The sequence below is a fragment of the Paenibacillus sp. HW567 genome, assembly GCF_000374185.1.
Classification (GTDB): Bacteria; Bacillota; Bacilli; order Paenibacillales; family Paenibacillaceae; genus Paenibacillus_AQ.
Genome location: NZ_KB910518.1, coordinates 2312222 through 2336034 on the forward strand (window position 1 = coordinate 2312222; position 23813 = coordinate 2336034).

The 23813-nt window shown below is 52.2% G+C and carries 22 protein-coding genes; 15 read left to right on the plus strand and 7 right to left on the minus strand.

What is annotated here, in order from left to right; all coding sequences use genetic code 11:
• Positions 1–21 precede the first annotated feature (21 nt).
• Positions 22–537, minus strand: a complete 516-nt coding sequence (locus B212_RS0110410; RefSeq protein WP_019910642.1) for a hypothetical protein — start codon at positions 535–537, stop codon at positions 22–24.
• A gap of 325 nt (positions 538–862) precedes the next feature.
• On the opposite strand from B212_RS0110410, the gene B212_RS31215 reads away from it, so the two are divergent.
• A complete protein-coding gene (locus B212_RS31215; protein WP_019910643.1) occupies positions 863–1384 on the plus strand; it encodes a hypothetical protein in 522 nt (173 codons plus the stop codon).
• 142 nt (positions 1385–1526) lie between these two features.
• On the opposite strand, the gene B212_RS0110420 is transcribed toward B212_RS31215, so the two are convergent.
• Positions 1527–1970: a DUF441 domain-containing protein gene (locus tag B212_RS0110420; protein WP_019910644.1), complete on the minus strand. Its 444-nt coding sequence runs from the start codon at positions 1968–1970 to the stop codon at positions 1527–1529.
• Positions 1971–2039: 69 nt separating this feature from the next.
• Positions 2040–3026, minus strand: coding sequence for a YpdA family putative bacillithiol disulfide reductase (locus B212_RS0110425; protein ID WP_019910645.1), 987 nt, complete (start codon positions 3024–3026; stop codon positions 2040–2042).
• 192 nt (positions 3027–3218) lie between these two features.
• Here B212_RS0110425 and B212_RS0110430 point away from each other — a divergent pair, with 192 nt between their 5' ends.
• The 4 genes from B212_RS0110430 to rsgA all read left to right on the plus strand — a co-directional run bounded on the left by B212_RS0110430 (position 3219) and on the right by rsgA (position 6802).
• A complete protein-coding gene (locus tag B212_RS0110430) occupies positions 3219–3815 on the plus strand; it encodes a DUF2087 domain-containing protein (protein ID WP_019910646.1) in 597 nt (198 codons plus the stop codon).
• Positions 3816–3936: 121 nt separating this feature from the next.
• Positions 3937–4392, plus strand: coding sequence for a DUF3939 domain-containing protein (locus B212_RS0110435; RefSeq protein ID WP_019910648.1), 456 nt, complete (start codon positions 3937–3939; stop codon positions 4390–4392).
• Positions 4393–4580: 188 nt separating this feature from the next.
• The gene (locus B212_RS0110440) at positions 4581–5252 is read left to right on the plus strand and encodes an HAD family hydrolase (RefSeq protein WP_019910649.1); all 672 of its coding nucleotides are present in this window, start codon (positions 4581–4583) and stop codon (positions 5250–5252) included.
• Between the two features lie 458 nt (positions 5253–5710).
• Positions 5711–6802 carry a ribosome small subunit-dependent GTPase A gene (rsgA, locus tag B212_RS0110445; protein ID WP_019910650.1) on the plus strand — a complete coding sequence of 364 codons (1092 nt, stop codon included), beginning with the start codon at positions 5711–5713 and terminating at the stop codon, positions 6800–6802.
• Positions 6803–7008: 206 nt separating this feature from the next.
• Here rsgA and B212_RS0110450 read toward each other — a convergent pair whose 3' ends face one another.
• Both B212_RS0110450 and B212_RS0110455 read right to left on the minus strand, forming a co-directional pair.
• The gene (locus B212_RS0110450) at positions 7009–7635 is read right to left on the minus strand and encodes an FMN-dependent NADH-azoreductase (protein WP_019910651.1); all 627 of its coding nucleotides are present in this window, start codon (positions 7633–7635) and stop codon (positions 7009–7011) included.
• A gap of 127 nt (positions 7636–7762) precedes the next feature.
• A complete protein-coding gene (locus tag B212_RS0110455) occupies positions 7763–8002 on the minus strand; it encodes a hypothetical protein (RefSeq protein ID WP_019910652.1) in 240 nt (79 codons plus the stop codon).
• Between the two features lie 297 nt (positions 8003–8299).
• On the opposite strand from B212_RS0110455, the gene B212_RS0110460 reads away from it, so the two are divergent.
• Positions 8300–8788 (plus strand): hypothetical protein, encoded by a 489-nt coding sequence (locus B212_RS0110460; protein ID WP_156830108.1) that lies wholly within the window; start codon positions 8300–8302, stop codon positions 8786–8788.
• On the opposite strand, the gene B212_RS35920 is transcribed toward B212_RS0110460, so the two are convergent.
• On the minus strand, positions 8764–9009 hold the full coding sequence (locus B212_RS35920; protein WP_019910656.1) for a hypothetical protein: 246 nt from the start codon (positions 9007–9009) through the stop codon (positions 8764–8766). The genes B212_RS0110460 and B212_RS35920 overlap by 25 nt on opposite strands.
• Positions 9010–9164: 155 nt before the next feature.
• Between B212_RS35920 and B212_RS0110470 the strand changes: the two genes are divergently transcribed.
• The 7 genes from B212_RS0110470 to B212_RS35680 all read left to right on the plus strand — a co-directional run bounded on the left by B212_RS0110470 (position 9165) and on the right by B212_RS35680 (position 16808).
• Positions 9165–10172: an ABC transporter substrate-binding protein gene (locus B212_RS0110470; protein ID WP_019910657.1), complete on the plus strand. Its 1008-nt coding sequence runs from the start codon at positions 9165–9167 to the stop codon at positions 10170–10172.
• 208 nt (positions 10173–10380) lie between these two features.
• Positions 10381–11160, plus strand: coding sequence for an ABC transporter ATP-binding protein (locus B212_RS0110475; RefSeq protein WP_019910658.1), 780 nt, complete (start codon positions 10381–10383; stop codon positions 11158–11160).
• Positions 11157–11993 (plus strand): ABC transporter permease, encoded by an 837-nt coding sequence (locus B212_RS0110480; RefSeq protein ID WP_019910659.1) that lies wholly within the window; start codon positions 11157–11159, stop codon positions 11991–11993. Before B212_RS0110475 ends, B212_RS0110480 begins: the two co-directional genes overlap by 4 nt.
• A gap of 117 nt (positions 11994–12110) precedes the next feature.
• Positions 12111–13100, plus strand: a complete 990-nt coding sequence (locus B212_RS31220; protein WP_019910661.1) for an aromatic acid exporter family protein — start codon at positions 12111–12113, stop codon at positions 13098–13100.
• Between the two features lie 214 nt (positions 13101–13314).
• Entirely contained in the window at positions 13315–14337 is a 1023-nt protein-coding gene (locus B212_RS0110490) for an HD-GYP domain-containing protein (protein ID WP_019910663.1), read from the plus strand.
• 183 nt (positions 14338–14520) lie between these two features.
• The gene (locus tag B212_RS0110495) at positions 14521–15078 is read left to right on the plus strand and encodes an outer spore coat protein CotE (RefSeq protein ID WP_019910664.1); all 558 of its coding nucleotides are present in this window, start codon (positions 14521–14523) and stop codon (positions 15076–15078) included.
• A gap of 257 nt (positions 15079–15335) precedes the next feature.
• Complete coding sequence (locus tag B212_RS35680; protein ID WP_019910666.1) at positions 15336–16808, plus strand: putative amidoligase domain-containing protein; 1473 nt, start codon at positions 15336–15338, stop codon at positions 16806–16808.
• 470 nt (positions 16809–17278) lie between these two features.
• Here B212_RS35680 and B212_RS0110505 read toward each other — a convergent pair whose 3' ends face one another.
• Complete coding sequence (locus B212_RS0110505; protein WP_019910668.1) at positions 17279–18076, minus strand: GNAT family N-acetyltransferase; 798 nt, start codon at positions 18074–18076, stop codon at positions 17279–17281.
• A 259-nt stretch (positions 18077–18335) separates the two neighbouring features.
• On the opposite strand from B212_RS0110505, the gene mutS reads away from it, so the two are divergent.
• On the plus strand, positions 18336–21221 hold the full coding sequence (mutS, locus tag B212_RS0110510) for a DNA mismatch repair protein MutS (protein WP_019910669.1): 2886 nt from the start codon (positions 18336–18338) through the stop codon (positions 21219–21221).
• 459 nt (positions 21222–21680) lie between these two features.
• Positions 21681–23789, plus strand: coding sequence for a DNA mismatch repair endonuclease MutL (gene mutL / locus B212_RS0110515; RefSeq protein WP_019910670.1), 2109 nt, complete (start codon positions 21681–21683; stop codon positions 23787–23789).
• Positions 23790–23813: the final 24 nt, after the last annotated feature.

Below are 23813 nucleotides of genomic sequence, written 5' to 3' on the forward strand. Positions count from 1 at the left end.
ACCCTGTATGATACTGAAGCATTAGTGCGAGCTGCGGAAGGTTTCTTCCTCCATAGCAAATTCAAAATCGTCAATATCATACACCTGAACAGGCACACCGCCTTCGATAATACGCTGGATCAGCTCGAACTGGTCGGTTAGAATCGGCACCTTCTCCCGCTGTGAAGCGAGCAGCAGCTCTGTCTCAATCGGGTCAAAGGTTTCTCCATATGTGGCATTGTCAACGCTGTTGATAATCGTGACCTGTGCCTGGCTGCCGAGCAGAATCCCGGAGCTTTTGGCCCAAGGGACGTTCAGGCAGCGGTTGATCTTCTTGGAATTCAGCGGCTCCTCGAAATAGGCAATCAATTCGCGGATTTTGAGCTTCACATGCTGGTCATCCTCTGCATGGCTCATCAAAGGCTCGTCGCTGTCCCGCAGTTCGTATAATTCCATCACGGTGGTATAAGGCACAATATATTCTACAGGGCTTCTCGGAACAAGAAGCTGGCCGTAAATCGCCATCATGACGGCTTCCGTCACAAATTGTCTGGACATCATTATCCTCCTGAATTTCCGGTACTGCTATCGTACTTATGGGTTTAAAAATATAAAAACACTGTGGAGCGTAAATGTCAACTGTACCCAGCTAATACGGCAGAGCGAAGGGACGTCGTATTCTGTGAAACAATGGGAATCTTATTGTACTTTTGTACGGCATTTAGAGTTTCTTGAGTCTTTATGATCAAGCCGCACGTCTAACACTTGAGAACTTCATGAAAGGATGTGACATGCATGAACCTGACCGTACTGGCGGAACCGGCGATTACCGGCGATGAAGACAGCTTCACCGCCCTGATTGGGCATGCAGGAAGCGGCAGCGGTGCTGATTTCTTTTACCATAAGCATAAATTCACTGCCTGCATTCGCGGAAAGTCTGGAACAGGTGCCGGTGCTTGGCAAGCTGGTAGAGGTATTGCAATTTACCGGCGGAAGCGCTGGCGGCGGAACAATACAGGATGGGGCTGATGTGAAGTTTATTACCTTGAAGACACGGGGAGAGAGCGATCAGCTTGTTTTGGACTTTGCCAGCCCGGATGAAGGTCAGACAATGGCGAGTTCGTATAACGTGAAGTTCACGGAGTATCCTTACACCATGATGGTGACCGTTAGCGGGGCGAGGAAATTCTCGGCTGCCCGGGACCTGGAGACCTTGAAGAACAGCCGCTACGTTCGGGACGCCTATCCGCTCATTACGCTCGACGACTCCGCCATCCGCTTCAATATCACCTTTAAAGAGCCGGTTGCCTATGAAGTCAAGGAATATAAAGATCCCGCCCAGGTGGTCATTACACTGAAGCCAGGTAAGGAAAGGGCGGAAACGTCTGTATACTACAGAAGCTGAAGCGCTGGATCATATGAAGCAGATTCAGGCGGAGTATGGATTTGCAGAACCGTTTTTGTAGAAAAGAGATCGTTAGATCAGCTTCCACATACCATTTCTGCCGGTCAGTGAGACCAATTCCTGACTCCATCTGTGAGCGGGATTACATTTTTCCGATCAGCAGCGACAGTATGCCTGCTGCAATCAGCGGTCCGACCGGCACCCCTTTGAAGAGGGCTACGCCGAGGACCGTGCCGATCAGGAGACCGGCGACTACCGTGGGCTGACTGCCCATTAATGTGGCTCCGCGCCCGCCGAGGTAGGCGACCAGCATGCCGATACCGATGGCTGCGAGGGACTTCCAGTGCAGGAAGGAATGCCAGATGGTGTCCAATGATATTTTTCCGCTGGCCAGCGGTGTCATTACGCCGATGGTCAGAATGATAATGCCGACAGTCAGCCCGTACTTTTCCAGCCAGGGATAAGCCTGTTGCAGCCCAAGCACCCGAAGGAGCAGCAGAACGATTACAGCAATCGTGATTGGTGAATTTTTGCTGATGATACCCAGTGCGGCAAAGCCGAGCAGCAGTAGCGAGGTAATATCCATGGCAAATGGTACACTCCTTAACACTATGCTAATAATATGGACCGGGCACAGAGATTATGAGGCTGGAAGCTAGTCGTTCAGTCGTTTGGAAATAATGTGGTCTGCGATCAGCTTGCCGTGTCCCCGGCCGGTTTCGATGAATACCTCATTGGCATTGCGTCCGGAGGCGATAACGCCGGCTACATAAAGCCCGGGAACATTGCTCTCCATCGTCTCCGGATTGTAGGAGGGCTTATCCAGATCATCGTTCATCTGCACTCCGGCCGAGGAGAGAAGGGTTCTGCTGGGACGGAAGCCCGTTAAAGCCAGCACAAAATCATTATCAAGCTCAGTGACTCCGCCGCTTTGGTGAGTGATCATTACGGAGCCCAGCGTGATTTCCGTTACCCGCGATTCTACATGCAGTGTAATTTTCCCCTTCTGGACCATACTCTCAAAGATCGGGCGGACCCAGGGCTTGATGTTCTCCGAAATGCTGGCCCCGCGGTACACCATATCCACGCTGGCCCCGACCCGAATCAGCTCAAGAGCGGCATCCACTGCGGAATTGCTCCCGCCGATTACAGTAACCTTCATACCGGTGTAGGGGTGGGCTTCCCCGAAGTAATGCGTTACCTTTGGCAGCTCCTCCCCGGGAATTCCGATCAGATTGGGCTGGTCGAAGTAGCCTGTAGAGATGATTACGTTGGCGGCTGTGCGGATCTGGGCTTCGCCGCGTTTGTTGCGGGTATGTACGGCAAAGCTTCCATCCTCCTGGGGCTGAATAGACAATGCTTCCTCGTAAGCCGCGATCTCAAGGTTATGCTGCTCGGCGGCACGGCGGTAATAGACAAGCGCTTCATGGCGGTACGGTTTGTCATTGGGTGAAGTAAACGGGACATTTCCGATTTCGAGCAGTGCGGTTGTACTGAAAAACTGCATATTGTTCGGATACAGATAGATCGAGTGAACAATGAAATTTTTCTCAATGATGAGGCTGGATAACCCCTGGCGCCGGCATTCTATGGCTGCCGACAGCCCACAGGGACCCGCCCCGATGATGATGACGTCTTTCATACAGCTTGCAACCTCCTGAAATAATCTGCATTTTCTCTAAAGCGTACCCTAAATTTTAAATTTGCGCCATTCATCCGGTGAATCGGGGTGAAGCCTATTGCTCATGTTCATTGAATGGTATATAATTAGATATATATCTAAACATTGTGAAGCCGTATATTCCGTTTGATCATGTATAGGAGAGTGACCCCGGTGCAGCTCGAGAAAATTGTCAATTACCATAAAGCTTTGTCCGATCCGACGCGCATGCGTATGCTGCTGCTGTTATCCAAAGGAGAGATGCACGGACAGGTCTTGGCCGAGAAACTGAATTTGTCCCAGCCGACTGTAACGCATCATGCCGCCAAATTGCGCGAAGCCGCGCTGATTAAAGAGCGAAGAGACAAGAATACGGTCTATTTCACGCTTAATCCTGAGTTTATCGAGGCTTCCTCGGAGGCATCGCTTAAATTTATTTTTGCCAAGGGGGCAGAGAATATGGACCAAGAATCGCCTGAACAGGGTCTGAAGGAGTCGGTGCTGCGGAACTTTTTTGCTAAAGACGGGCGGCTGCGGCAAATCCCTGCACAATATAAGAAGAAGCTGATTGCGCTGCAATTTATGGTGGAGAAGCTCGAACCGGGTGTTGTGTACACGGAAAAAGAAATCAACGAATTTATTAAGCAGTTTCATGAGGATTTTGCCACCATCCGCCGTGAATTCATTATGCACCAATTTATGTACCGGCAGAATGATAAATATGAACTGAATCCGCCGGAGATATGGACTCACTGGGAAAATGTCAAATAATAGTCTTAAAAATGGGAATTTTCTGTGACAAATGGAAGGCAAGCTGATTAAATGTCTGAATAACGAATAAAATGGAATTGTAAGCGTTATCTGACATATACTTCGAAAGGAGACTTTCAGTATGATATTCAAGCGCGCCAAAAAAAATACGTCGTCAACTACTCCCACCGTTACCTTGCCGCAGATCAAGCAGGCTGTTAGGCAATTTGAAGAAGATATGCCCGCTCCCATCAACCGCACAGCTCTGATCTTGGAGGATAAAAGCATAGATCTAAGCCGGCTGAAACGTTATTTAGGCGGTGTACCAACAGAGAAGTTCTACATGTCCCGTGAAACGTTTGAAATATTCGAGGAAGCTGATAAGCTGGTCCCTTATTATCTGGATATCGTTCAATCGGCCGTAGACAATTATATTCAAGATACGGGCAAGCTCCCGCTGGTTGAGGATGCCTGGCTGCCGGAGGTGCATTACCGTCTGCTGGCCAGCGAGCGGTACTTGAAGGAAATGCCGCCTTTTCCCCTGTATATCACAGAGGAGGAAATGATGCTGACGCATCGGGCAGAGCATTTCGAGTAAGAACGTAATTGTTTCAGACTAGACGTTATCCTTATATTTCCCGCTGAAACGGGTACCGTCCTTTTAGGGACAGTGTAGCCGTTTCTACTTGTTGCCTGGGATAACCCTTTTCTTTATGCAACCCCTCATAGTACAATGAATTCCTGATGAATGTCGGAACGAATACCAGTGTATGAGGGGAATTTGGAATGAAAAACGTACAAGCTTTGCTGTTTGATCTGGATAACACGCTAATGGACCGCGACCATACCTTTCGCAGCTTCTGCATGAAATTTGCCGCGGATTTCTTCGGGCATTTGGGGCCGGATGAGACTCAGCATCTGGTTGAGGATATCATTGTCAGGGATGCGGACGGATACCGCGACAAGGATGGCTTTTTCGCTGAGCTGAGCGAGGTGCTGCCATGGAAGACAGCGGTCTCTCCGGCGGAAATCCGGGCATATTATGATGACACCTACAACGGGCACGGAGCACTCATGAAGCATGCCGAGGACATACTGGGCTATTGCCGGGAACGCGGCTATCTGCTCGGGCTTGTAACCAACGGCAAGACGGAGATTCAATACGGCAAAATTGACCGCCTGAAGCTGCGCGCCTACTTCAATACCATTGTTATTTCCGGGGAAGTCGGCATCAGCAAGCCTGATCCGGCAATCTACCGCCTTGCGCTTAAACGCCTCGGTACAACTGCGGAGGAGACGCTGTTTATCGGCGATCATCCCGTAAACGATATTTGGGGAGCGGCCAAAGCAGGGATGGAAACCATCTGGCTGGAACGCAAGCACTCATGGGATGACAGTCTGGACGCACACCCGTGGAAAACGATTCATGAGCTGGACGAGCTGAAGGGGATTGTATAACCGGTTTCTAATTTCTGGTTGACATTCTGCCGCAGCTCCGTTTATCATTACAGCATATTAGTTCGGAAGGAGACGATGTTAATGGCAGTTTATACGGTTATTTCGTTATCTGTAATTACTGATCATGATACGTGTCTTCCGGGAACAGCGGCTGTAGAGTAAGAATGAATGCAGCTTAGCAGGTAAGCTCTATGATGCCTTTTAGAGCCGCCGGGAACCGTATCGGTTCCGGCGGCTTTTTTGCGTGAACAGCACACTTGTATTTCAGCGTCAGCTTTTGCTGTGCCTGTATCGCGCACGGGTAACCTGATCTCTTCGGCTGGAGAGATTGTGCTATTCCGTATTGTTTTATGCCGCCGGAACGAATTGTTCCGGCGGTTTTTTGTGTTCCCGGAAATACGTGTAGCGGAAGAATGGAACGGCAGAATTTGAGAAGACAACTTTTCAGGAGGATCTAAATGACGATTGAACAATATGGCTGGAATCAGAAATGGCAAAACAAATGGAATGAACAGCTCCAGAATGAGAAAGGCAAGGAGCTTGTCCCTGGCAGAATTGTCGGCGATTTTGGCAGCAAATACCGCGTGATGGCACAGACGGGAGAGACTTGGGGAGAGCTGGCAGGCAAGCTCCGGCATACCATGTCCGATTCCGGTGAATATCCGGCAATAGGGGACTGGGTTGTGCTGGCGATGCAGGATGGAGGTGAGCACGCTGTCATTCACGGTGTGCTGCCCCGGCAGAGCGTGATTTCGCGGAAAGTGGCCGGGGATAAATGGGATGAACAGATCGTTGCCTCCAATGTGGATACCCTGTTTCTTGTGAGTGCGCTGAACGATGATTTTAATGTCCGGCGGATGGAGAGATATCTGATCATGGCGTGGAACAGCGGGGCGAACCCGGTAATTCTGCTGACCAAAGCGGATTTATGCTCCGATGCTGAGGACAAAATCTCCGAGATGGAACGGGTCGCTCCGGGGGTTGCCATACACGCAGTCAGCGCACTGCTTGGCGACGGGAGGGAAGAGCTGCTGCCTTACATCGGCTACGGACAGACGGTGGCGCTGACCGGCTCCTCAGGCTGCGGCAAATCGACGATGGTCAACTGGCTCAGCGGGCAGAACCTTCAGCTTACCCAGGATGTCAGGGAAGGGGATAGCCGGGGACGGCATACCACCACGCACCGGGAGCTGTTCGTTCTGCCGGACGGCGGCATAATTGTGGATACTCCAGGGATGCGTGAGCTGCAGCTATGGGAAGACGAAGGCGGTCTCGACCTGGCCTTCGGCGATATCAGCCGTCTTGCAGCCGAATGCCGGTTCAGCGACTGCAGCCATGTGCGTGAAGAAGGCTGCGCTGTTCTGGAGGCGGTAGCTGCCGGGGTGCTGGATGAGAAGCGGCTGCTGAATTACCGCAAAACCCAGAAGGAACTGCTGTACCAGAGCAGCAAAGAGGAGAAGCAGAAGCGTAAAGCCGCCTCATCTGCAACAAAATCAGGAGGCTCCCGAACCAGGGATACAAGCTGGCGCAGGGATTTGGAAGAATATTAACAGCGAACTAGCATGAAAAGCACAAAGAGGGTTTCCTTACAGCCTGTAAATGGCTGTAGGAGACCCTCTTTGCTGTCTGGCAACGGCTTCCGGGAGAGGCCGCTGCCTATATATAAATAAAAGTCCGGATAATGCTTGGTAGCAGATGTCTATATAAAAGTGCGGATGTCTAAATAAATTACCGGACTTTTAACACGGGTTGTGTTTTAGAACGATGCTGCTGTAGTTTTTGCCAGTTGCAGGCCATTTGCAATGATCTCAGCAGATTGCTGCGGATTGGCATTGTGGCCTTCGATGATTACCTGTTCAACATTCTTGAAGCCCCAGAAGTTCAGCATACCGGCAACATAGTTAACGGCCATTTCTATACTTGCCGCTGGACCTTCGGAATAAACGCCGCCTCTGGCATTCAGGATAACTGCTTTTTTGTCAGTTACCAGACCCACTGGGCCCTCAGCAGTGTATTTAAAAGTAGTTCCTGCTTGGCTCAAGTAGTCAATGTAAGTGTGCAGTACAGCCGGAACAGTCAAGTTCCACAGCGGGAATGCAAACACTACTTTGTCGGCAGCCAGGAACTGATCCAAATATTTTTTAACAGTTGCAGCGCCGGCAGCTTCCTCAGGAGTAGCTTCGTAGCCTTGAGCCGCTTTGTACATGCCGGTAATCAGTGTGTTGTCATAGTAAGGAAGCTGTTCAGCGAACAGGTCCAATTCTGTAACTTGATCTTGAGGATGGGATGCCTTGTAGCTTGCCAAAAATTCATTGTACAACTGAACACTTACTGCTTGTTCTGCTGGACGGTTATTTGCTTTGATAAAAAGAACATTAGACATTATAAATTCTCCTTAGGTGTATAATATTTATTAACTATAAATAATATAGCATTAGCTTTTTTGTTTGTAAATATCCTTTGCTTAATTTTTTTGATGTATGGGTGCTGCCCACAAAAAAACTATCCCTCTAGTAGAGGGATAGCGCCAATGAATCATTTTCACTGTAACTGTGCAATATAGCTTCAGAGCCTTTTATTTCGATACTAATCAGAGAATTCAGACATTTTTGCAGGGCGCTTTTGCCTTTTTGAATTTTGAGCTCCAGCGTGCTGTTAAGCAATCGAAGTACTTTTTGGGTAGGCTGTTTATTTTCTGTAGTGATGTACACAGGTACTGTCTTGTTCTGAAATGTAATGAGCATTCTCATTTAACAATCACCTCGCTACAAGTCTTTCATGCTATTGATCTTACCTCTTCTTTCTTAATTTTACCTTAAAATTAGCTTATGATAACATAAAGATTACAAGTTTTATAGCTTGAAGCCTCTTTCCGGGAAGGAAACTTTGATGTGAACAATAAAGATGAGGGATATTTAGCGCATTTTTTATTTCCTGAACTATCGGGGGATAAGAAAATAAGAGATGTGCTGAAAAGGGCTGCCCCAGAACGGATATGCCGGGTGAAATTTAGTGAGGGTGATTACGCTCAGGATATTTGCCTACAAGTGTACAAGGATAAACTGCAGATTACCAGTATAAAAGAAGCGGACACCTTCAGTTATAAGCTGAAGGAGCCCGATGAGGTTCGGCGTGCCTGTTATTACTTGCTGAATTGCTTTGATCTTACGGACGAAGCTCTTACAGACGCTCCCGCTTTACTAATGCCGAAACGAAAATATGAGGAACTAAGGGATAAAGCCAGCTCTTATACTTTGTTTTTTTTGTCTCAATGCCTCACTGCCGAAACGGGGGATCAGGAATACTCCGCAAAGCTGGCCAAAGTGCTGAAGAGCCATACTGCCGATGGAGAGCTGAGGTTATGCTCACGCCATGAGGGAGTGTGGAAGCTGCAGCAGGCTTCTTTTATGGAAGATGCCTCCGGCGGCTGGCTGGTGCGTGTCAGCCCCGAGGCATCTGAGGATTGGATCATTGCCGTCCCGCTCACTAGAGCGCAGTTGTGCTCCATCTTTTATAATTGGGTATTGCTTACGTAGCGGTAGCCTAGTTCAGAACCGTGGAATAGAGTGCGGCTGTGAGCTGTCCGTAAGCCATAGCGGTAGCAGTATTTCGCTGCTGTGCAGTTAATCTCCGCATTGATGCCTGGCTGTCCTGCATTATTGCTGCCGGGCTCCCAGGCGGTCTGACCCGCAGCGGTTATGTCCGCACTCCAGCGCATGGGTTCACGGATGCCTTCCTCCGGCTTCGTGCCAAGCATTCCAATCTCTTCGCCTTAATAGAATAAAAGGATGTCCGGGCAGGGTCAGCAGCATTGACGCGGCCATTTTGGCGTGCATGTCAATTAACCATTCTTTAGGCATTCGCATATGCTTTAAGCAAGGGCGAAAGACCCGGAAGAAAGGAGAATGAAGGATGAAGTCCAGAAAAAAAATGTTGTTGCCGCTCATGCTCCTCACCTTGTGTTTTTCGGTGCTCGCCGGCTGCGGCGGAGATTCGGCTGCGGTGAAGGTGAAAGTCGGTGAAGTTACCCGTTCCGTCTTTTATGCGCCCGAATATGTGGCACTTACGCAGAATTTCTTCAAGGATGAGGGGCTGGAAGTGGAGCTGCAGACGATTCCGGGCGGCGATAAAACGATGACGGCACTGCTCTCGGGAGCGATTGACGTGGCGCTTGTCGGCTCGGAAACTTCCATTTATGTCTACCAGCAGGGGACGGATGATCCAGTCATTAATTTTGCCCAGCTCACGCAGCGGGACGGCACATTCCTGTTCGCACGCAAAGCGGATGCCAGTTTTGATTGGGACAAATTGAAGGGGAGTACCTTCCTCGGCCAAAGAAAAGGCGGAATGCCGCAAATGGCAGGTGCGTTCACCTTACTGCAAAAAGGCATTGATACGCAAAAGGATCTTACCCTGATTCAAAATATCGACTTTGCCAATATTGCCGGAGCCTTTGCTTCTGGAACAGGCGACTATGTGCAGCTCTTTGAACCGACGGCCTCTATCTTTGAACGTGAGGGACGCGGCCGGGTGGTTGCTTCCTTCGGTGTAGAGAGCGGCTATCTGCCTTATACGGTCTTTATGTCGAAGAATAGCTACATTAGTAAAAACGGGAATACCGTGCAGAAATTCACCAATGCGATCCAGCGGGCGCAGCTCTGGGTAAAGGAGCACAGCCCGGAGGAGATTGCTGATGCGATTCTTCCTTATTTTGAGAAGACGGACCGGGAGATCGTAATCTCTTCGGTAAAACGATATAAGGAACAGGATACGTATGCGGTCAATCCGGTTGTGGACGATAAAGAGTGGAACAATCTTCTGGATGTTATCGAGAACGCAGGTGAACTGAAGGAACGTATTCCCGAAGGGAAGATTGTCAACAACAGCTTTGCCGAAAAAGCCGAAGCCAGCGTAAAGTGAGCGGCATGCTTCTGAAGCGAGCTTTGTTACGAAGTAATTCATAGAACCCTATGCTAACAAAACTAGGCGGATGCTTTCGAAGCGAGTTTTATTGCGAAGAATCTCATTGATGTTATGCTCCATAAAACTTAAGTGAATGCTTACGAAGTGAGTTTTGCCGAAGCAGTTCACGGAAGCCTATGCTAACAAAACTTTTAGGAGGGGCGATATGCTTCCCATTGTGCAGTTAAAGGAAGTGACGCATGCCTATCTGGGGGACCGCGAGGCGTCGCTTGCCATTGAGAACTTCAGTCTAAACGTTGAAAAGGGCGAGTTCGTCAGCTTGGTCGGACCCAGCGGCTGCGGCAAAACCACGCTCCTGTCAATCATTGCCGGACTGCTGCGGCCGTCGCGAGGTGAAGTGCTTGTGAACGGACACGCGACGCATGGCCCCTCTCCAGAGGTGGGGTACATGCTGCAGCAGGATTATCTTTTTCCTTGGCGGACGATCTTGGATAATGCCCTGCTGGGACTTGAGCTGACCGGCAGTTTGAACGAAGCCTCAAGGCAGAGAACTGTGAAGCTGCTGGAGGAGATGGGACTTGCGGGCAAGGAGCAAGCCCTCCCGTCCCAGTTGTCGGGCGGTATGCGCCAACGGGTGGCCCTGGTGCGGACACTTGCCACAAATCCGGGGCTGCTGCTGCTGGATGAGCCCTTCTCCGCACTGGATTATCAGATCAAGCTGCAGCTTGAGGATCTGGTATCGGAGACTTTACGCAGCCGCGGGACTACGGCGATTCTTGTCACCCATGATTTGTCCGAGGCGATTGCGGTCAGCAGCCGGGTGATCCTGCTGCAGCCGAATCCGGGGAAGATCCGCAAGGTTTTTACGGTTCCCGAAGCGATTCGCCGTACGCCCCCATTGTATGCACGTGACCTGCCGGGGTTCGCGGAGCTTTTTCATGAAGTATGGAAGGAAATGGAGCTGGCAGGGAGGGAAGGCTTATGAAATCCGTCGAGCAAATTGAGTTGGCAGCCTCCCGTGCGTTATGGCTGGAAGAGAAGCACGGAGAATACCGGAAAAAGAAGCGGCGCTGGCGAAGCAGCGTTAATGCTGTACGGGGCAGTCTGCTGGTGCTGTTTTTTGTTTTGTGGGAAGCAGGGGCCAGGCTGGGCTGGCTGGACGAACTGCTGTTCAGCTATCCGACGAAGGTCTTCCGCCAGATTTGGGGAGACATGGTCAGCGGAAGTCTGTGGCCGCATCTGGGGATGACGGTTGGCGAGACGGTGGTCGGATTTGTGCTTGGTACATTGCTTGGCACGCTGCTGGCTGTCATCATTTGGTGGTCGCCTTTTTTATCCGCGGTGCTTGACCCCTACATGGTTGTATTTAATAGTATGCCGAAGGTGGCGCTGGGTCCGATTTTTATCGTGATGTTTGGCGCGGGTTTTACGGCGATTGTTGTGACAACCTTGTCCATTACGGTTATCATTACAACGCTTGTAGTCTATAACAGCTTCTGCAGCGTAGACCCGAATCTTGTGAAAGTAGTCAGGTCCTTTGGAGCCTCGCGGGTACAGGAATTCAGCAAGGTGATTCTGCCGGCTTCTTTTCCGGCCATTGTCTCCACACTGAAAGTAAATGTTGGAATGTCCTGGGTGGGCGTAATTGTAGGTGAATTTTTAGCCGCAAAAACGGGACTGGGATATTTAATTATATATGGCTTTCAGGTGTTCAATTTCACGCTCGTCATGTCCAGCCTGTTAATTATCGCTGCAGTGGCTACCGGCATGTATCAACTGGTGGTGTATGTGGAGAAGCTGCTTTTGTCGAGAAGATGAGAATGATGTCATATTGTGCACTCCCGCAAAATCCTGTACCATGACTATAGCTTCATTTGAACAATACAGTCATTATGTCTGAAACGATGTACAAAGCTTGCAAGGAGAGGTATTTACATGGGATTTCGGGTTATCAAAACAGCGGCCGCTACGCTGCTGTCCATCCTGCTGGCAGCCGCTGTGGGCATTCCCAACGCGCAAAGTGCCGGGCTGCTGGCGATTCTGGGTGTGGAAACCACCCGCAAAAGGAGTCTCCGTACGATTACGGCGCGTTTTCTCGCTTCGCTTGTGGGACTCTTTTTCGGCTGTATTCTGTTCTTTGCTCTTGGCTTCCATTACTGGGTGCTGGGTCTGTATGTGCTGATCGGATTCCCCATGATCGTAAAATCCGGCTATAAGGAGGGTATTGTCACCAGCTCGGTTATTGTGTTCCGTGTGTTTGGACAAGCTGAGCTGTCGGTGCATGTTCTGCTGCAGCAGATTGAGCTGCTGCTTATCGGACTCGGGTCGGCAGGACTAGTCAATCTGATCTATATGCCGCAGACAGGCGGGGTTATTGCGGCAATACGCAAAGAGGTGGACGGCTATTTTTCCGTGATTTTTACGCAAATGGCGTTGACTCTGCGTGATCCGGGGTATTTATGGGACGGCAAGGAGCTGATTGGCGCAAATCAGGCGGTGCAGCGTGGTCTAACGGCGGCTTCAAGGGAAATGGAGAATCATGTCATTCACCCGGATGAAGCCTGGAATGTCTACTTCTATATGCGCAAGGAGCAACTGGAGTCGATTCAGAATATGATGCAGCTTCTTTCGCAGGTCTACCGCCAATTGCCGCATGGTGATATGGTTGCAGACCTGTTCGACCAGCTTAGCAACGATGTGCTTGCCGAAGAATATACGGGCCGGACGGAGAGGCTGCTGGACGGGCTTGAGCAGGAATTTCAGAGAATGGAGCTGCCGGAAACCCGGGAGGAATTCGAGGTCCGTTCCGCAATTCTGCAGCTATGCCGCGAGCTCTCACTGTATCTGAATATCGCCAAAAGGTATAAAATGCCGGTCGATAGTAAGCTGGCGACGCGGTCCTTAACGACAAAAGGGAATTCATAAGCGTGGTTGTAAATAAGGAGCAGGTATTAACATTTAAGTGAGAAATCACGATATGATATGTATGTACAAAAAGTGAACGGTTTATTAACGCTGCGTTCATTTTATGTTCAGGTACACAGGTGTACTCTGTATTATCATTATAAATGGACGGGCCATATTCCAATTACAGCAGCTAATTCACAAGCTGTGAATTCTGCACTGGCAGGTGAAATCAGTGAACAACGGCAATGAACAATATATAGGCAAACAGCTCGCAGACAACCTCTTCAACCGCAGCGGTGTATTTGTGCTGCCGGCAATGACTTTACTGAACTCGGAGCATGTCCGGTTAATTACCCAGCACCGGATTATTCTGGAGCCTCATGACGTGATCCAGCTTGACAGTGCTGCCTTCTATCAGCTTGCCGTAGATGAATGTACAGAGGCAATGGAGCATATTTTCGAAGAATTCCGTTATACCAAGAGCAAACGGCTGCCGATGCTTGAGCTAAGAAATGAAGTAATCCCCTTCATCCAGCAGGTAAGCGAGAAGAACGATTTCTATGGAATCCTGGCTGCGCTGCAGACAAAAGATGATTATACATACAGACATAATGTCGCGGTGGGAATATTGTCAACGCTTCTCGGCAAGTGGCTCAAGATGAAGCCGGAAGAGCTCAGCATGCTGACCACTGCCGCAACGCTGCACGACATCGGGAAGATAATGATACCGGCAGAAATCCTGACCAAGCCGGGGCCGCTGGACACAGAAGAGTTTGAGGTAATGAAGAAGCATACCACCCTGGGCTATGAGATGATCAGGGATACGGTAGGTACAACCCATATGCAAGCGCTCGTTGCACTGCAGCATCACGAAAGACTGGACGGCAGCGGATATCCGTTCGGCGTGCTGGGACACCGGATTACCGATTTCAGTAAAATTGTTGCCGTCGCGGATATTTTTCATGCGATGACCTCGGACCGGTATTACCGTTCGGCCGCACCTCTCTATGAGGTGCTTACTCAGATGGAGGAAAATGTCTACGGCAAGCTTGATCCATATATTTGCAGGGTCTTTATCAATAAGCTAATGCAGTCAATGATAGGCAACGATGTGGTGCTGACGGACGGCAGGGTCGGGAAAATCATTATGATCCTGGCTCACGATCCGCTTCATCCGCTGGTGAATATCGGCGAGGATTTCATTGATCTCAGCAAGCATAGAAAGCTGGGAATTGTGCGGGTGCTGCCGCAATAACTTAACACTTCAGGCCCCTGCAGATTCTGCGGGGGCTTTTTGGCGCATATCATATTGTACCACTGAATCTGATGCTCAGGCTCTTGGAGGGCTTACCCAAATTTATTTCTACTCTAACAATCAACAAATGCCCAGAACGTGCATACACTTGATAGTGAATGATTGTATGGAGGAGGTTCAAAGATGTCATTAAGCCATAAACGTCAGACAAGGGAGATCATTACGAAGGCAATTTGCGGCAAAGGTCGTAAGTTCTCTACAGCAACTCATACCGTGACTCCGCCACACCATCCGACGAGTATTCTGGGGGCTTGGATTATCAACCACCAGTATGAAGCGGTTGCCGCCGGGAACGGAATCGAAGTAATTGGTACTTATGATGTAAACATCTGGTACTCGTACGACAAAAACAAGCAGACCGAGGTAGCCAAGGAAACGGTCTCCTATGTGGAGCTTATTCCGCTGTCGTATCTGGACCCGAGACACCGTGCCTCCACGGTTGAGGTCTCTGCGGAGGCAACGCAGGAGCCCAATTGTGTGGAAGCCGGCGTATCGCCGGGCGGCGGCAGTGTGACACTCCGCGTAGAACGGGAATTCGAGGCGGAATTGGTGGCTGAGACCAAAGTCCGTGTGTATGTCACTGATCAAAGCGATGATCCGGAAGACAAGGATTATGATTTTGACGGTGAAAGCTTCGATTACGATGATCTCGACCCCGACGCCCTGGATGATGAGCTGTAAGGAAGGGATGCACCGCCGCCGGCTGAATATCGTGTGGGTTATAGTCCATTATATGTAGCGGGGGCGGCGGTGAGAGGGCGAATGCCCTCCTTTTTTATTTTTTTGGAAAAAATAGGCGCGGGGATGCTGATCTGGCACGGGGCAACGCAGAATGGGAATAAGCAGAGCAGATGCTGTGTTTGTCTAAAATGAATTAAAAAGCTTAAGAGCGCGCGGGCAGCCAGCTTGCAGTGCTCCAGCCGGGAGGAGGCGGGTTAATGAATGAGGGATATGAGACATACAGACAGCTATCAATAAAGCAGCGCGAGCATAGATTGCGTCGCAGCGGACTGGAAGCTTCATTGACTCCGGCTGGTAAAGGTGTAAATGAGACCGCTACATATGGAAGTCATCGGGCTGCGGATAACTATAGACAATGCTATCGCATTCGTGTTTTCGGGCTTGCTGTGCTTGAGATTCTGCCGCTGGGAACCGGTGCGGCCATGGAAGCCGCAGCTTTGACAGCCCGCAGCGCCCTAAGCGAAGGCGGGGAGCGAGCAAGGGCTGAGGTACAGAACGGCGTAAGGGAGAGTGTAAGGGGGACGGAGAGAGCCGGGGATGCCGGTGAGCGGCGAGGGACAGTAAAGATAAAAGCTTGCGAAGGAGCTGCGGTAGAGAACGGTTCCAGGGTAAGTGGAGGGGGAGAAGTGGAGCCGGGGACGATGAGAGCCGGGGATGTCCGTGAGCGGCGAGGCGTGGCAAAGATTATGCAAGGAATAGCTGTTCGTGCGCTGTACAGCCTGGGCCTGGACAGCGGTGATGTACTGCTCAAGGCGATGGGGGAGCGGCGCTACATTGTGCTGGCGCTCACTCCGCTGCGGGCAGCGGCTGGACAACCGCTGCCCGCGCCTTATCAGGCGGCTGCGCTGGCGCTAGGCCGCGACCTTGCATTGGAGCAGCCCGGCCGCACCGGGCTGCTCATGGGCATGGACCCGGAGTTCCTCCTGCTCCGGGAGTCCACGGGCCGCGTCGTGCCGGCGTCGCGGTACCTGCCCCTGGACGGCGTCGCCGGCTGCGACGCCGGACCTCCGGGAACGCGCGGCGCGTTCCCGGTCGCCGAGCTGCGCCCTGCGCCGCGCGGGGAACCGCGCGCGCTGCTGGCGCAGCTAATGTCCGCCGCGCGCACGGCGGACCGGCTTATTGCCGACCGCTCGCTACGCTGGCGGGCGGGAGGCATGCCGCTGCGGGGCTGGGCCCTCGGCGGCCACCTGCACTTCAGCGGCGTGACGCTGACGGCGCCGCTGTTGCGCGCGCTCGACAATTATCTCGCGCTGCCGCTGCTGCTGCTGGAGGACGCGAGGGCCTCGGCCCGGCGTCCGAGATACGGGGTGCTCGGCGATTTCCGTATTCAGCCGCATGGCGGCTTTGAATACCGGACCCTGCCGAGCTTCCTGGTGTCCCCGGTCATTGCGAAAGGGGCGGTCTTCCTGGCTCACCTGATTGTGAGCCGCTATGAAGACCTGACCCTGCGCCCGCTTGACCGGGAAGACCTGCACGCCGCCTACTATAGCGGCGATAAGCCCCCGCTGCGCGCCGCGTTCCTCCCGCTGGCGGCGCAGCTCCGAGCTCTGCCTGGCTATGCGCAGGCAGAGCGCTACATAGAGCCGCTGCTTCGCGGCATCGCCGCGGGACAGACCTGGGATGAATCCCGCGACATCCGGGAACTGTGGTGCAGCGATAATCAACCATGATTGGCCTGCCCGTGCGGTATGTATTTTTTTACACGGGCTTAACTTGGCACAAGATGGAATTGCTCTGCCCCAAGCGCCAATACTGGCCTTAAGGGCGGCCTATTTAAGACGAACGCTTAAGAAACTAAAACAGCAGTTGGGGTAACTAGAAACAACAGCAGAAATACCGTTGTTAGAAGTATTACATCAGATTTGTGCAGAAACAACAGCAGAAATGCCGTTGTTAGAGGTATTAAATCAGATTTGTACAGAAACAACAGCAAAAATACCGTTGCTAGAGATATCACTTCGGATTTGTACAAAAACAACAGCAGATTTACCGTTGTTAGAGGTATCCCATTAAGAAGGTTGGAGCCGTGGCAGCGGGACTGAACCAAGAGCCGCCGGATACGATTTGTTGCCGTCAGCCAATCGTATCCGGCGGCTTAACTTTTCACAATGTAACCACTATGTAACTCCTCAAATCCAGATTACAAATAATACATCGACCAGAAACCGACATCCTTGAAGCCGAGCTTTTTGTAAATCAAGCCTGCGTTGGGGTTATCGTAGAAAAGACAAAGCGATCTGCCTTCCGCAAGCAAATCGCCGCATAGCCGGGCTACGACGTGTTTGGCCAAGCCTTTACCTCTGTAATCCGGATGTGTGGCTACAGCGACGACCATCGCCGACATCGAATTTTCCGCAGTGGTGGAAGCCGTAACGATCACTTTGCCGTCCATTTCCATGAAATAGGTTCGTCCGGTGCCGCTGTCCAGCGTCTTCAGCAGGCTTTTCCGTGATTCCTTCCGGCTGCTTAGAAATTCCCCGATTTGATCTGTAAGCGAGCATATAGCTTCCACATCGTGAACAGTTGCCTTCTTAATATCTCCCGGAGAAGCTGCCGCTGTGCGGATTTCCTCATTCATCTCTGTGAGCTCGGCGAACAGTAATTGTTTTTCCGTCCTGAAGCTCAAGTGTTCAGTTAAAGCCTGCGCCACCTGGGCAGAGCCGGAGATCATCTCGCTTTTTCCGCCTTCGCGAATCACTTCGGCAAATCCCGCCGCGTTATAGGGACCATCCGCATACGGCAAATAGCTTCCATAGAAGCGCAGGAGAACTGCTTTTAGCTGCCCGTTCCTATCATCCAGCTCACCCCACAGCTCCATAAAATCCTGCTCAAACCCAAAATTTTCGATATCCCCGATAATGAATAAATTGATAGCCGGGTCCTTGCGCAGCAGCGCCATCAGCGGCTCTCTGTCTGCCTCGCTCAGTTTGCGAATCAATGTTGCTACCTCCCTATGTATCTAATAATGTCTACTCTTTATTTTACAGCATATGGAATGAAAAGCACGTCTTTCTTTCAGCCAGCAGCCCCTCCATTGACAGGTTCCCTGCATTTACCTGCACCCCAGGCAGCAATGATTTCGAACGCTTTGTCCTGAAGGAGGCTCTTCAAAACATTCTGAGGACTTACGGGGTAACTTTGACTTGCAACTTTCTGTTATAATAGAGGACAGTATGAAGCAGGCATGGAGGTAAAAGATGGCAAATTATACGCCGATGATACAGCAATATTTAAAAGTAAAGGAAGGGGCAAAGGACGCTTTCCTTTTCTTCCGTTTGGGCGATTTTTACGAAATGTTCTTTGAGGATGCAATTCTGGCCTCCAAGGAGCTTGAGATTACTTTAACAGGCCGCGAGGGCGGTGGCGAAGAGCGCATTCCTATGTGCGGAGTGCCCTACCATGCTGCCGAGGGGTACATACAGCGCCTGATCGAAAAAGGCTATAAAGTCGCGATCTGCGAACAGCTCGATGATCCGGCGGTCACCAAGGGAATGGTTCGCCGCGACATTGTCCGCGTGGTCACACCGGGTACGGTCATGGACGGCAAGATCATCAGCGACAAAAACAACAACTACCTCGTTTGTGTGACTGAAGAGGACGGGATGATGGCGCTGGCTGCGTGTGATTTGACCACGGGTGAGCTGTATGTAACCTCTGTTCTCTCGGGCGCAGAGTGGCTGCGTGACGAGATTGGCATTTATGAGCCGGCCGAAATTATCGGGGATGCGGCGCTTTTGGACATGCTGAGGGCAGAGGCATCGCTTCTGGCGAAGCCTGTAGTCTATACGCCTTGGGAAAAAAGCGAAGAGGAGCTGGCCCGCCGCCAATTCGGCGAAGCGGCCTGGGTGCGGCTGGAGAAGGAACGCGGGCACTGCCTCGCGCTGCTGATTTCTTACTTGAACGAGACCCAGCGCCGTTCCCTGGGACAGCTCAGTCAGATTTCCCCATATGAGCCTGGCAACTATATGATTCTCGATCCGTTTACCCGCCGCAATCTGGAGCTGACCGAGACTGTGCGTGAGCGTTCCAAAAAAGGCTCGCTGCTCTGGCTTCTTGACCGCACCGAAACCTCGATGGGCGGGCGGCTCCTGCGGCGCCGAATCGACAAACCGCTGCTTCAGCGGGCGCCGATTGAGCGGCGGCTGGAGGCTGTCGATTATCTGTACAACCAGTTCATTGTCCGCGAGGATCTTCGCGGGGCGCTGAAGGAGATTTACGATCTGGAGCGGCTGGTCGGGCGGATTGCCTATGGCAGTGCCAATGGACGCGACATGAATGCGCTGAAGCTGTCGCTTGCCCAGATTCCGGCGCTGAAGGAAATGTGTCTGGCCTCTGGCTCAGCTACGCTGCGGGAGATAGGAGCCAGCATGGATGATTGCGCGGAGCTGCGCGAGGATATCGACCATGCAATCGTTGAGGATGCGCCTGTGTCCGTGCGTGATGGAGGCATTATCCGTGCAGGCTATCACGAGCGTCTGGATGAGCTGCGCGAAGCCAGCAGCAGCGGCAAACGCTGGATTGCGGAGCTGGAAGCGAAGGAACGGCAGGCGACAGGCATCAAGTCGCTGAAGATCGGCTACAACAAAATATTCGGCTATTATATTGAAATTACCCGCTCCAACCTGTCAGCTCTGCCGGAAGGAAGATATGAACGCAAGCAGACGCTGGCGAACGCTGAGCGTTTTGTTACACCGGAGCTGAAGGAGAAGGAAGCGCTGATTCTTGAAGCCCAGGATAAAATGACCGACCTGGAATACAGCCTGTTTATCCAGCTTCGCGACCGGATCAGTGCGCAGATTCCCCGCCTCCAGGCACTGGCCGAGAAGGTGGCGGAAATTGATGTGTATCAGTGCCTGGCGGCTGTCAGCGCGGAGCACCGTTTCGTGAAGCCTAAGCTTTCCGAAGGCTATGATTTGCGGCTGGAGGGAGGACGTCATCCGGTGGTGGAGGCGGTGCTGAAGGATGCGGCGTTCATTGCGAACGGCAGCACACTCAGCAAGGATGAAGGGAATATTCTGCTGATTACCGGCCCGAATATGGCGGGTAAGAGCACTTATATGCGTCAGGTTGCCCTGATTTGTATTCTGGCCCAGATCGGCTGCTTCGTCCCTGCGGGAAGTGCGGAGGTTCCGCTGATTGACCGGATCTTTACGCGGATTGGAGCGGCGGATGATCTTATCGGCGGACAGAGCACGTTCATGGTGGAAATGGCCGACATCCAGGTCATGACCGAAAAAGCAACAGCGCGCAGTCTGATCATTATCGACGAACTGGGCCGGGGGACCTCAACTAGCGAAGGGATGGCCATCGCCCAGGCGGTGATTGAATACGTGCACGATACCATTGCCTGCAAAGCCCTGGTCTCGACGCATTTCCATGAGCTGGCCCATCTGGAGCAGAGTCTGACGGGACTGCGCAATTACTCGATGGCTGTGCAAGAAAGCGGCGATAAAGTCAACTTCCTGCGCAAGCTGGTGCCGGGAGCGGCAGACAGCAGCTACGGGATTTATTGTGCCCGGCTGGCAGGTCTGCCGGAAGGCATCATAGACCGTGCCTATGGATTGCTCCAGAGTATTGAGCAGGCGGCGGCTCCGAAGGCTGCAGCACTTAACTATGGCACCGGTTATGATAGTCAGGCGGAATCGTTAATCAAAGAAAACCCGGTATTGCCGCTTCAGCCTCAGTTGGGGACGGGTGAACAGTCTACAGGCAGCCCGGTATCAGGCGGTTACAATATGGCTGCGGCTCATGCGGCTATTGTAAGCAGTGTGTCTTCCTCAAGTATGCCGCCGGGTTCTGTCTTTGAGGCGACTGCGTCCGCCGCATCGGCTGTTGCCGAAGCCGCGGCCTCGATTGCTTCTTCTCCGGCAGAGGAGGACAATGAGGTTGTACAGCTCTCTATCTTTGGCGAGGAAGAGCCGCGCAAAAACCGCAAAGGCGCGCTTGCAGCTCCGGCGGCAAAAGAGAATCCGCTTGTTAAAGAGCTGATCTCCACCGTTCAAGGCGCTGACCTGATGAACATGACCCCGCTGCAGGCGATGGGTTTGCTCAATGAGCTGAAGATGAAGGCCAAGGAGCTTTAGGAGCGGCTGCTGTGCTTTTGAGAAGAAGCGAATCTTTTGAGTGCGGAGGTTCATTTATGCTCTTGTACAGCATCAGATCAAAATCTGTGGCTTATGACGGAGCCTTTGTGGTTCGGGGTGGAGAGGGATTCGTTGTATCCATCTCCTGTTCCTTTCGGACCGTAAAGCCTTTATCTACCGAATGGGATACATTTAGCCGAGTTAACGGACCGTAACGCACTTATCGCCTTTTCGGCAGGTATATTTGGGTTAAAAGTCTGCCCGCAAAGGCTCTGGAGTCCGTTCACCTGCGGAAAAGTGACTTTCAGTAGAAATAAAAGCTGCTCAGTCCGTACAGAATGCAACTGTAGCTAAAAACAAGAGTTTATTCCCCCTTTTAATTGCAGCATGTACAGTTATCGGGTATGCGTTCAATAATGCAAGAAATCTATAACAGCTTAATTGCGAGGTGAAATGAAGATGGCCAAAATTCACGTGCTGGACGAGCATATTGCCAACCAGATAGCCGCAGGGGAAGTTGTGGAGCGGCCCGCTTCCGTCGTGAAGGAGCTTGTAGAGAATGCCATCGACGCCGGGAGCACCCGGATTGAAGTGTCGGTGGAAGAGGGCGGGCTTCAGAGCATACGGGTCAAAGACAACGGTGCCGGGATTGATCCCGAGGATTGTGAGACGGCCTTTTACCGCCATGCGACCAGCAAGCTGACGAATGGGCGTGATCTATTTCAGATTACGAGCCTGGGCTTCCGGGGAGAGGCTTTGCCCAGTATTGCCGCCGTCTCCAAGGTGTCACTCCTTACCGCGAATAATGATGACGGCAAGGGCAGAGGCCTTGATATAGAGGGAGGCAAGCTGATACGGAATGAAGATGAGCCCTCTGGCAAGGGGAGTGAACTTGCGGTAAGGGAGTTATTTTACAACACTCCGGCAAGGCTGAAATATATGAAAAGCATTCAGACGGAGCTGGGGCATATCTCCGATGCAATGTACCGGATGGCGCTGGCGCATCCCTCCATTTCCTTTACGCTGCATCATAACGGCAATCAACTGCTGCATTCACTTGGCAATGGTGATCTGCTGCAGGTTATTGCGGCCGTTTACGGCACCTCAGCGGCCAAGGCAATGCTGCCGATAGCTGCCGAAGACCCGGATTACCGGATATCCGGCTATGTCAGCCGCCCGGAGTGGACCCGCTCGAACCGTAATGCTATCACTACGATTGTAGGCGGGCGCTACATCCGCAGCAACGGGCTGAACGCGGCAGTTATGCGCGCCTATCACACGCTGCTGCCGATTAACCGCTACCCGCTGCTGGTGCTGCAGCTTGATATGCATCCGTCGCTGGTCGACGTCAATGTGCATCCGGCGAAGCTGGAGGTCCGCTTCAGCAAGGAGGCCGAGCTGTATGCTTTTGTGGAGCAGGAGATCCGCAAGGTTCTGCTCGGACAGAGCCTGATTCTCCGTCCAGGCAAAGAAATGATCGGCGGCAAGGGCAGCAGCTCTTTTATCCAGGAGCAGTTTGCATTTCCAAAGGGAGCGGTTCCCCCGCCTCCTCAGGAGGGGCCTGACTCACGGAACGGACGGGAGTCCGGGTCCGCTGCTCCCGGCAGCGGAATGGCACCTGCATCCGGCACGGAGCAGTCCCGTTCAGAAGGAGCGCGCAGCGGCCAGTTGGCACAGCCATCCAGTGGCCTGCAGAGCGGCAGCGATGCGCCGCTCATTGGTGGAGGTGCCGGGCAGTATGCCAATACCGCAAGCTTCGTTTCGCCGCCTGGAACCATCCAGGCGCGGGAAACGGCAGCGGCCTATGGCGGGAGCGTTCCGCAAGCAGGCTGGCGCCCGCAGGACGGTAACGCTGGCAGCGGGCGGGAAGGCTATACCGCCGGCAGCAGCTACCGCCAGCCCGCTTCAGTCAACGCTGCGCGGGGCCAGATGCCGTCTGCGGAGGAGCTGTATGCTCCTCCCGGCAGTGAAGAGGCGGCTCTTCCCCAGTTCCCGGAGCTGAACTATATCGGTCAGCATCACGGTACTTATATCATCGCCCAGAATGATAGCGGCCTATATCTCATTGATCAGCACGCTGCGCATGAACGGGTTAATTATGAATATTATTATGAGAAATTCGGACGTCCCGAGGAGGCTTCCCAGGAGCTGCTGCTGCCGATTACGCTGGAGTTCACCCCTTCCGAGAGCCGTCAGCTTAGCGAACGGCTGCACTGGTTCCAGCAGGCGGGTGTGTATCTTGAGCACTTTGGCGGACAGACCTTTTTGGTCCGTTCCCTACCTTACTGGTTCCCGGAAGGGGACGAGAAGGCAGTCATTGAAGAGATGGCCGAGTGGGTGCTGAGCGAGCGGTCGATTGACCTGGCGAAGCTGCGCGAGAAATCTTCGATTCTCTGCTCCTGCAAGGCCTCCATCAAGGCCAATCAGAAGCTTACCGAACATGAAGTGGAATCTCTCCTGTCGCGGCTGGCCGCGTGTCGCCAGCCGTATACCTGCCCTCACGGACGGCCGATTGTAATTTCATTCTCCGCCTATGATCTGGAGAAGCTGTTCAAACGCGTCATGTAATAGCAACACCGTAAAATTGAAGTC

Coding starts and splice junctions, on each gene's coding strand:
- B212_RS0110410 (WP_019910642.1), bottom strand. CDS start 537: ATGTCCAGACAATTTGTGACGGAAGCCGTCATGATGGCGATTTACGGC.
- B212_RS0110420 (WP_019910644.1), bottom strand. CDS start 1,970: ATGGATATTACCTCGCTACTGCTGCTCGGCTTTGCCGCACTGGGTATC.
- B212_RS0110425 (WP_019910645.1), bottom strand. CDS start 3,026: ATGAAAGACGTCATCATCATCGGGGCGGGTCCCTGTGGGCTGTCGGCA.
- B212_RS0110435 (WP_019910648.1), top strand. CDS start 3,937: ATGATATTCAAGCGCGCCAAAAAAAATACGTCGTCAACTACTCCCACC.
- B212_RS0110440 (WP_019910649.1), top strand. CDS start 4,581: ATGAAAAACGTACAAGCTTTGCTGTTTGATCTGGATAACACGCTAATG.
- rsgA (WP_019910650.1), top strand. CDS start 5,711: ATGACGATTGAACAATATGGCTGGAATCAGAAATGGCAAAACAAATGG.
- B212_RS0110450 (WP_019910651.1), bottom strand. CDS start 7,635: ATGTCTAATGTTCTTTTTATCAAAGCAAATAACCGTCCAGCAGAACAA.
- B212_RS0110455 (WP_019910652.1), bottom strand. CDS start 8,002: ATGAGAATGCTCATTACATTTCAGAACAAGACAGTACCTGTGTACATC.
- B212_RS35920 (WP_019910656.1), bottom strand. CDS start 9,009: ATGCTTGGCACGAAGCCGGAGGAAGGCATCCGTGAACCCATGCGCTGG.
- B212_RS0110470 (WP_019910657.1), top strand. CDS start 9,165: ATGAAGTCCAGAAAAAAAATGTTGTTGCCGCTCATGCTCCTCACCTTG.
- B212_RS0110475 (WP_019910658.1), top strand. CDS start 10,381: ATGCTTCCCATTGTGCAGTTAAAGGAAGTGACGCATGCCTATCTGGGG.
- B212_RS0110480 (WP_019910659.1), top strand. CDS start 11,157: ATGAAATCCGTCGAGCAAATTGAGTTGGCAGCCTCCCGTGCGTTATGG.
- B212_RS31220 (WP_019910661.1), top strand. CDS start 12,111: ATGGGATTTCGGGTTATCAAAACAGCGGCCGCTACGCTGCTGTCCATC.
- B212_RS0110495 (WP_019910664.1), top strand. CDS start 14,521: ATGTCATTAAGCCATAAACGTCAGACAAGGGAGATCATTACGAAGGCA.
- B212_RS35680 (WP_019910666.1), top strand. CDS start 15,336: ATGAATGAGGGATATGAGACATACAGACAGCTATCAATAAAGCAGCGC.
- mutS (WP_019910669.1), top strand. CDS start 18,336: ATGGCAAATTATACGCCGATGATACAGCAATATTTAAAAGTAAAGGAA.
- mutL (WP_019910670.1), top strand. CDS start 21,681: ATGGCCAAAATTCACGTGCTGGACGAGCATATTGCCAACCAGATAGCC.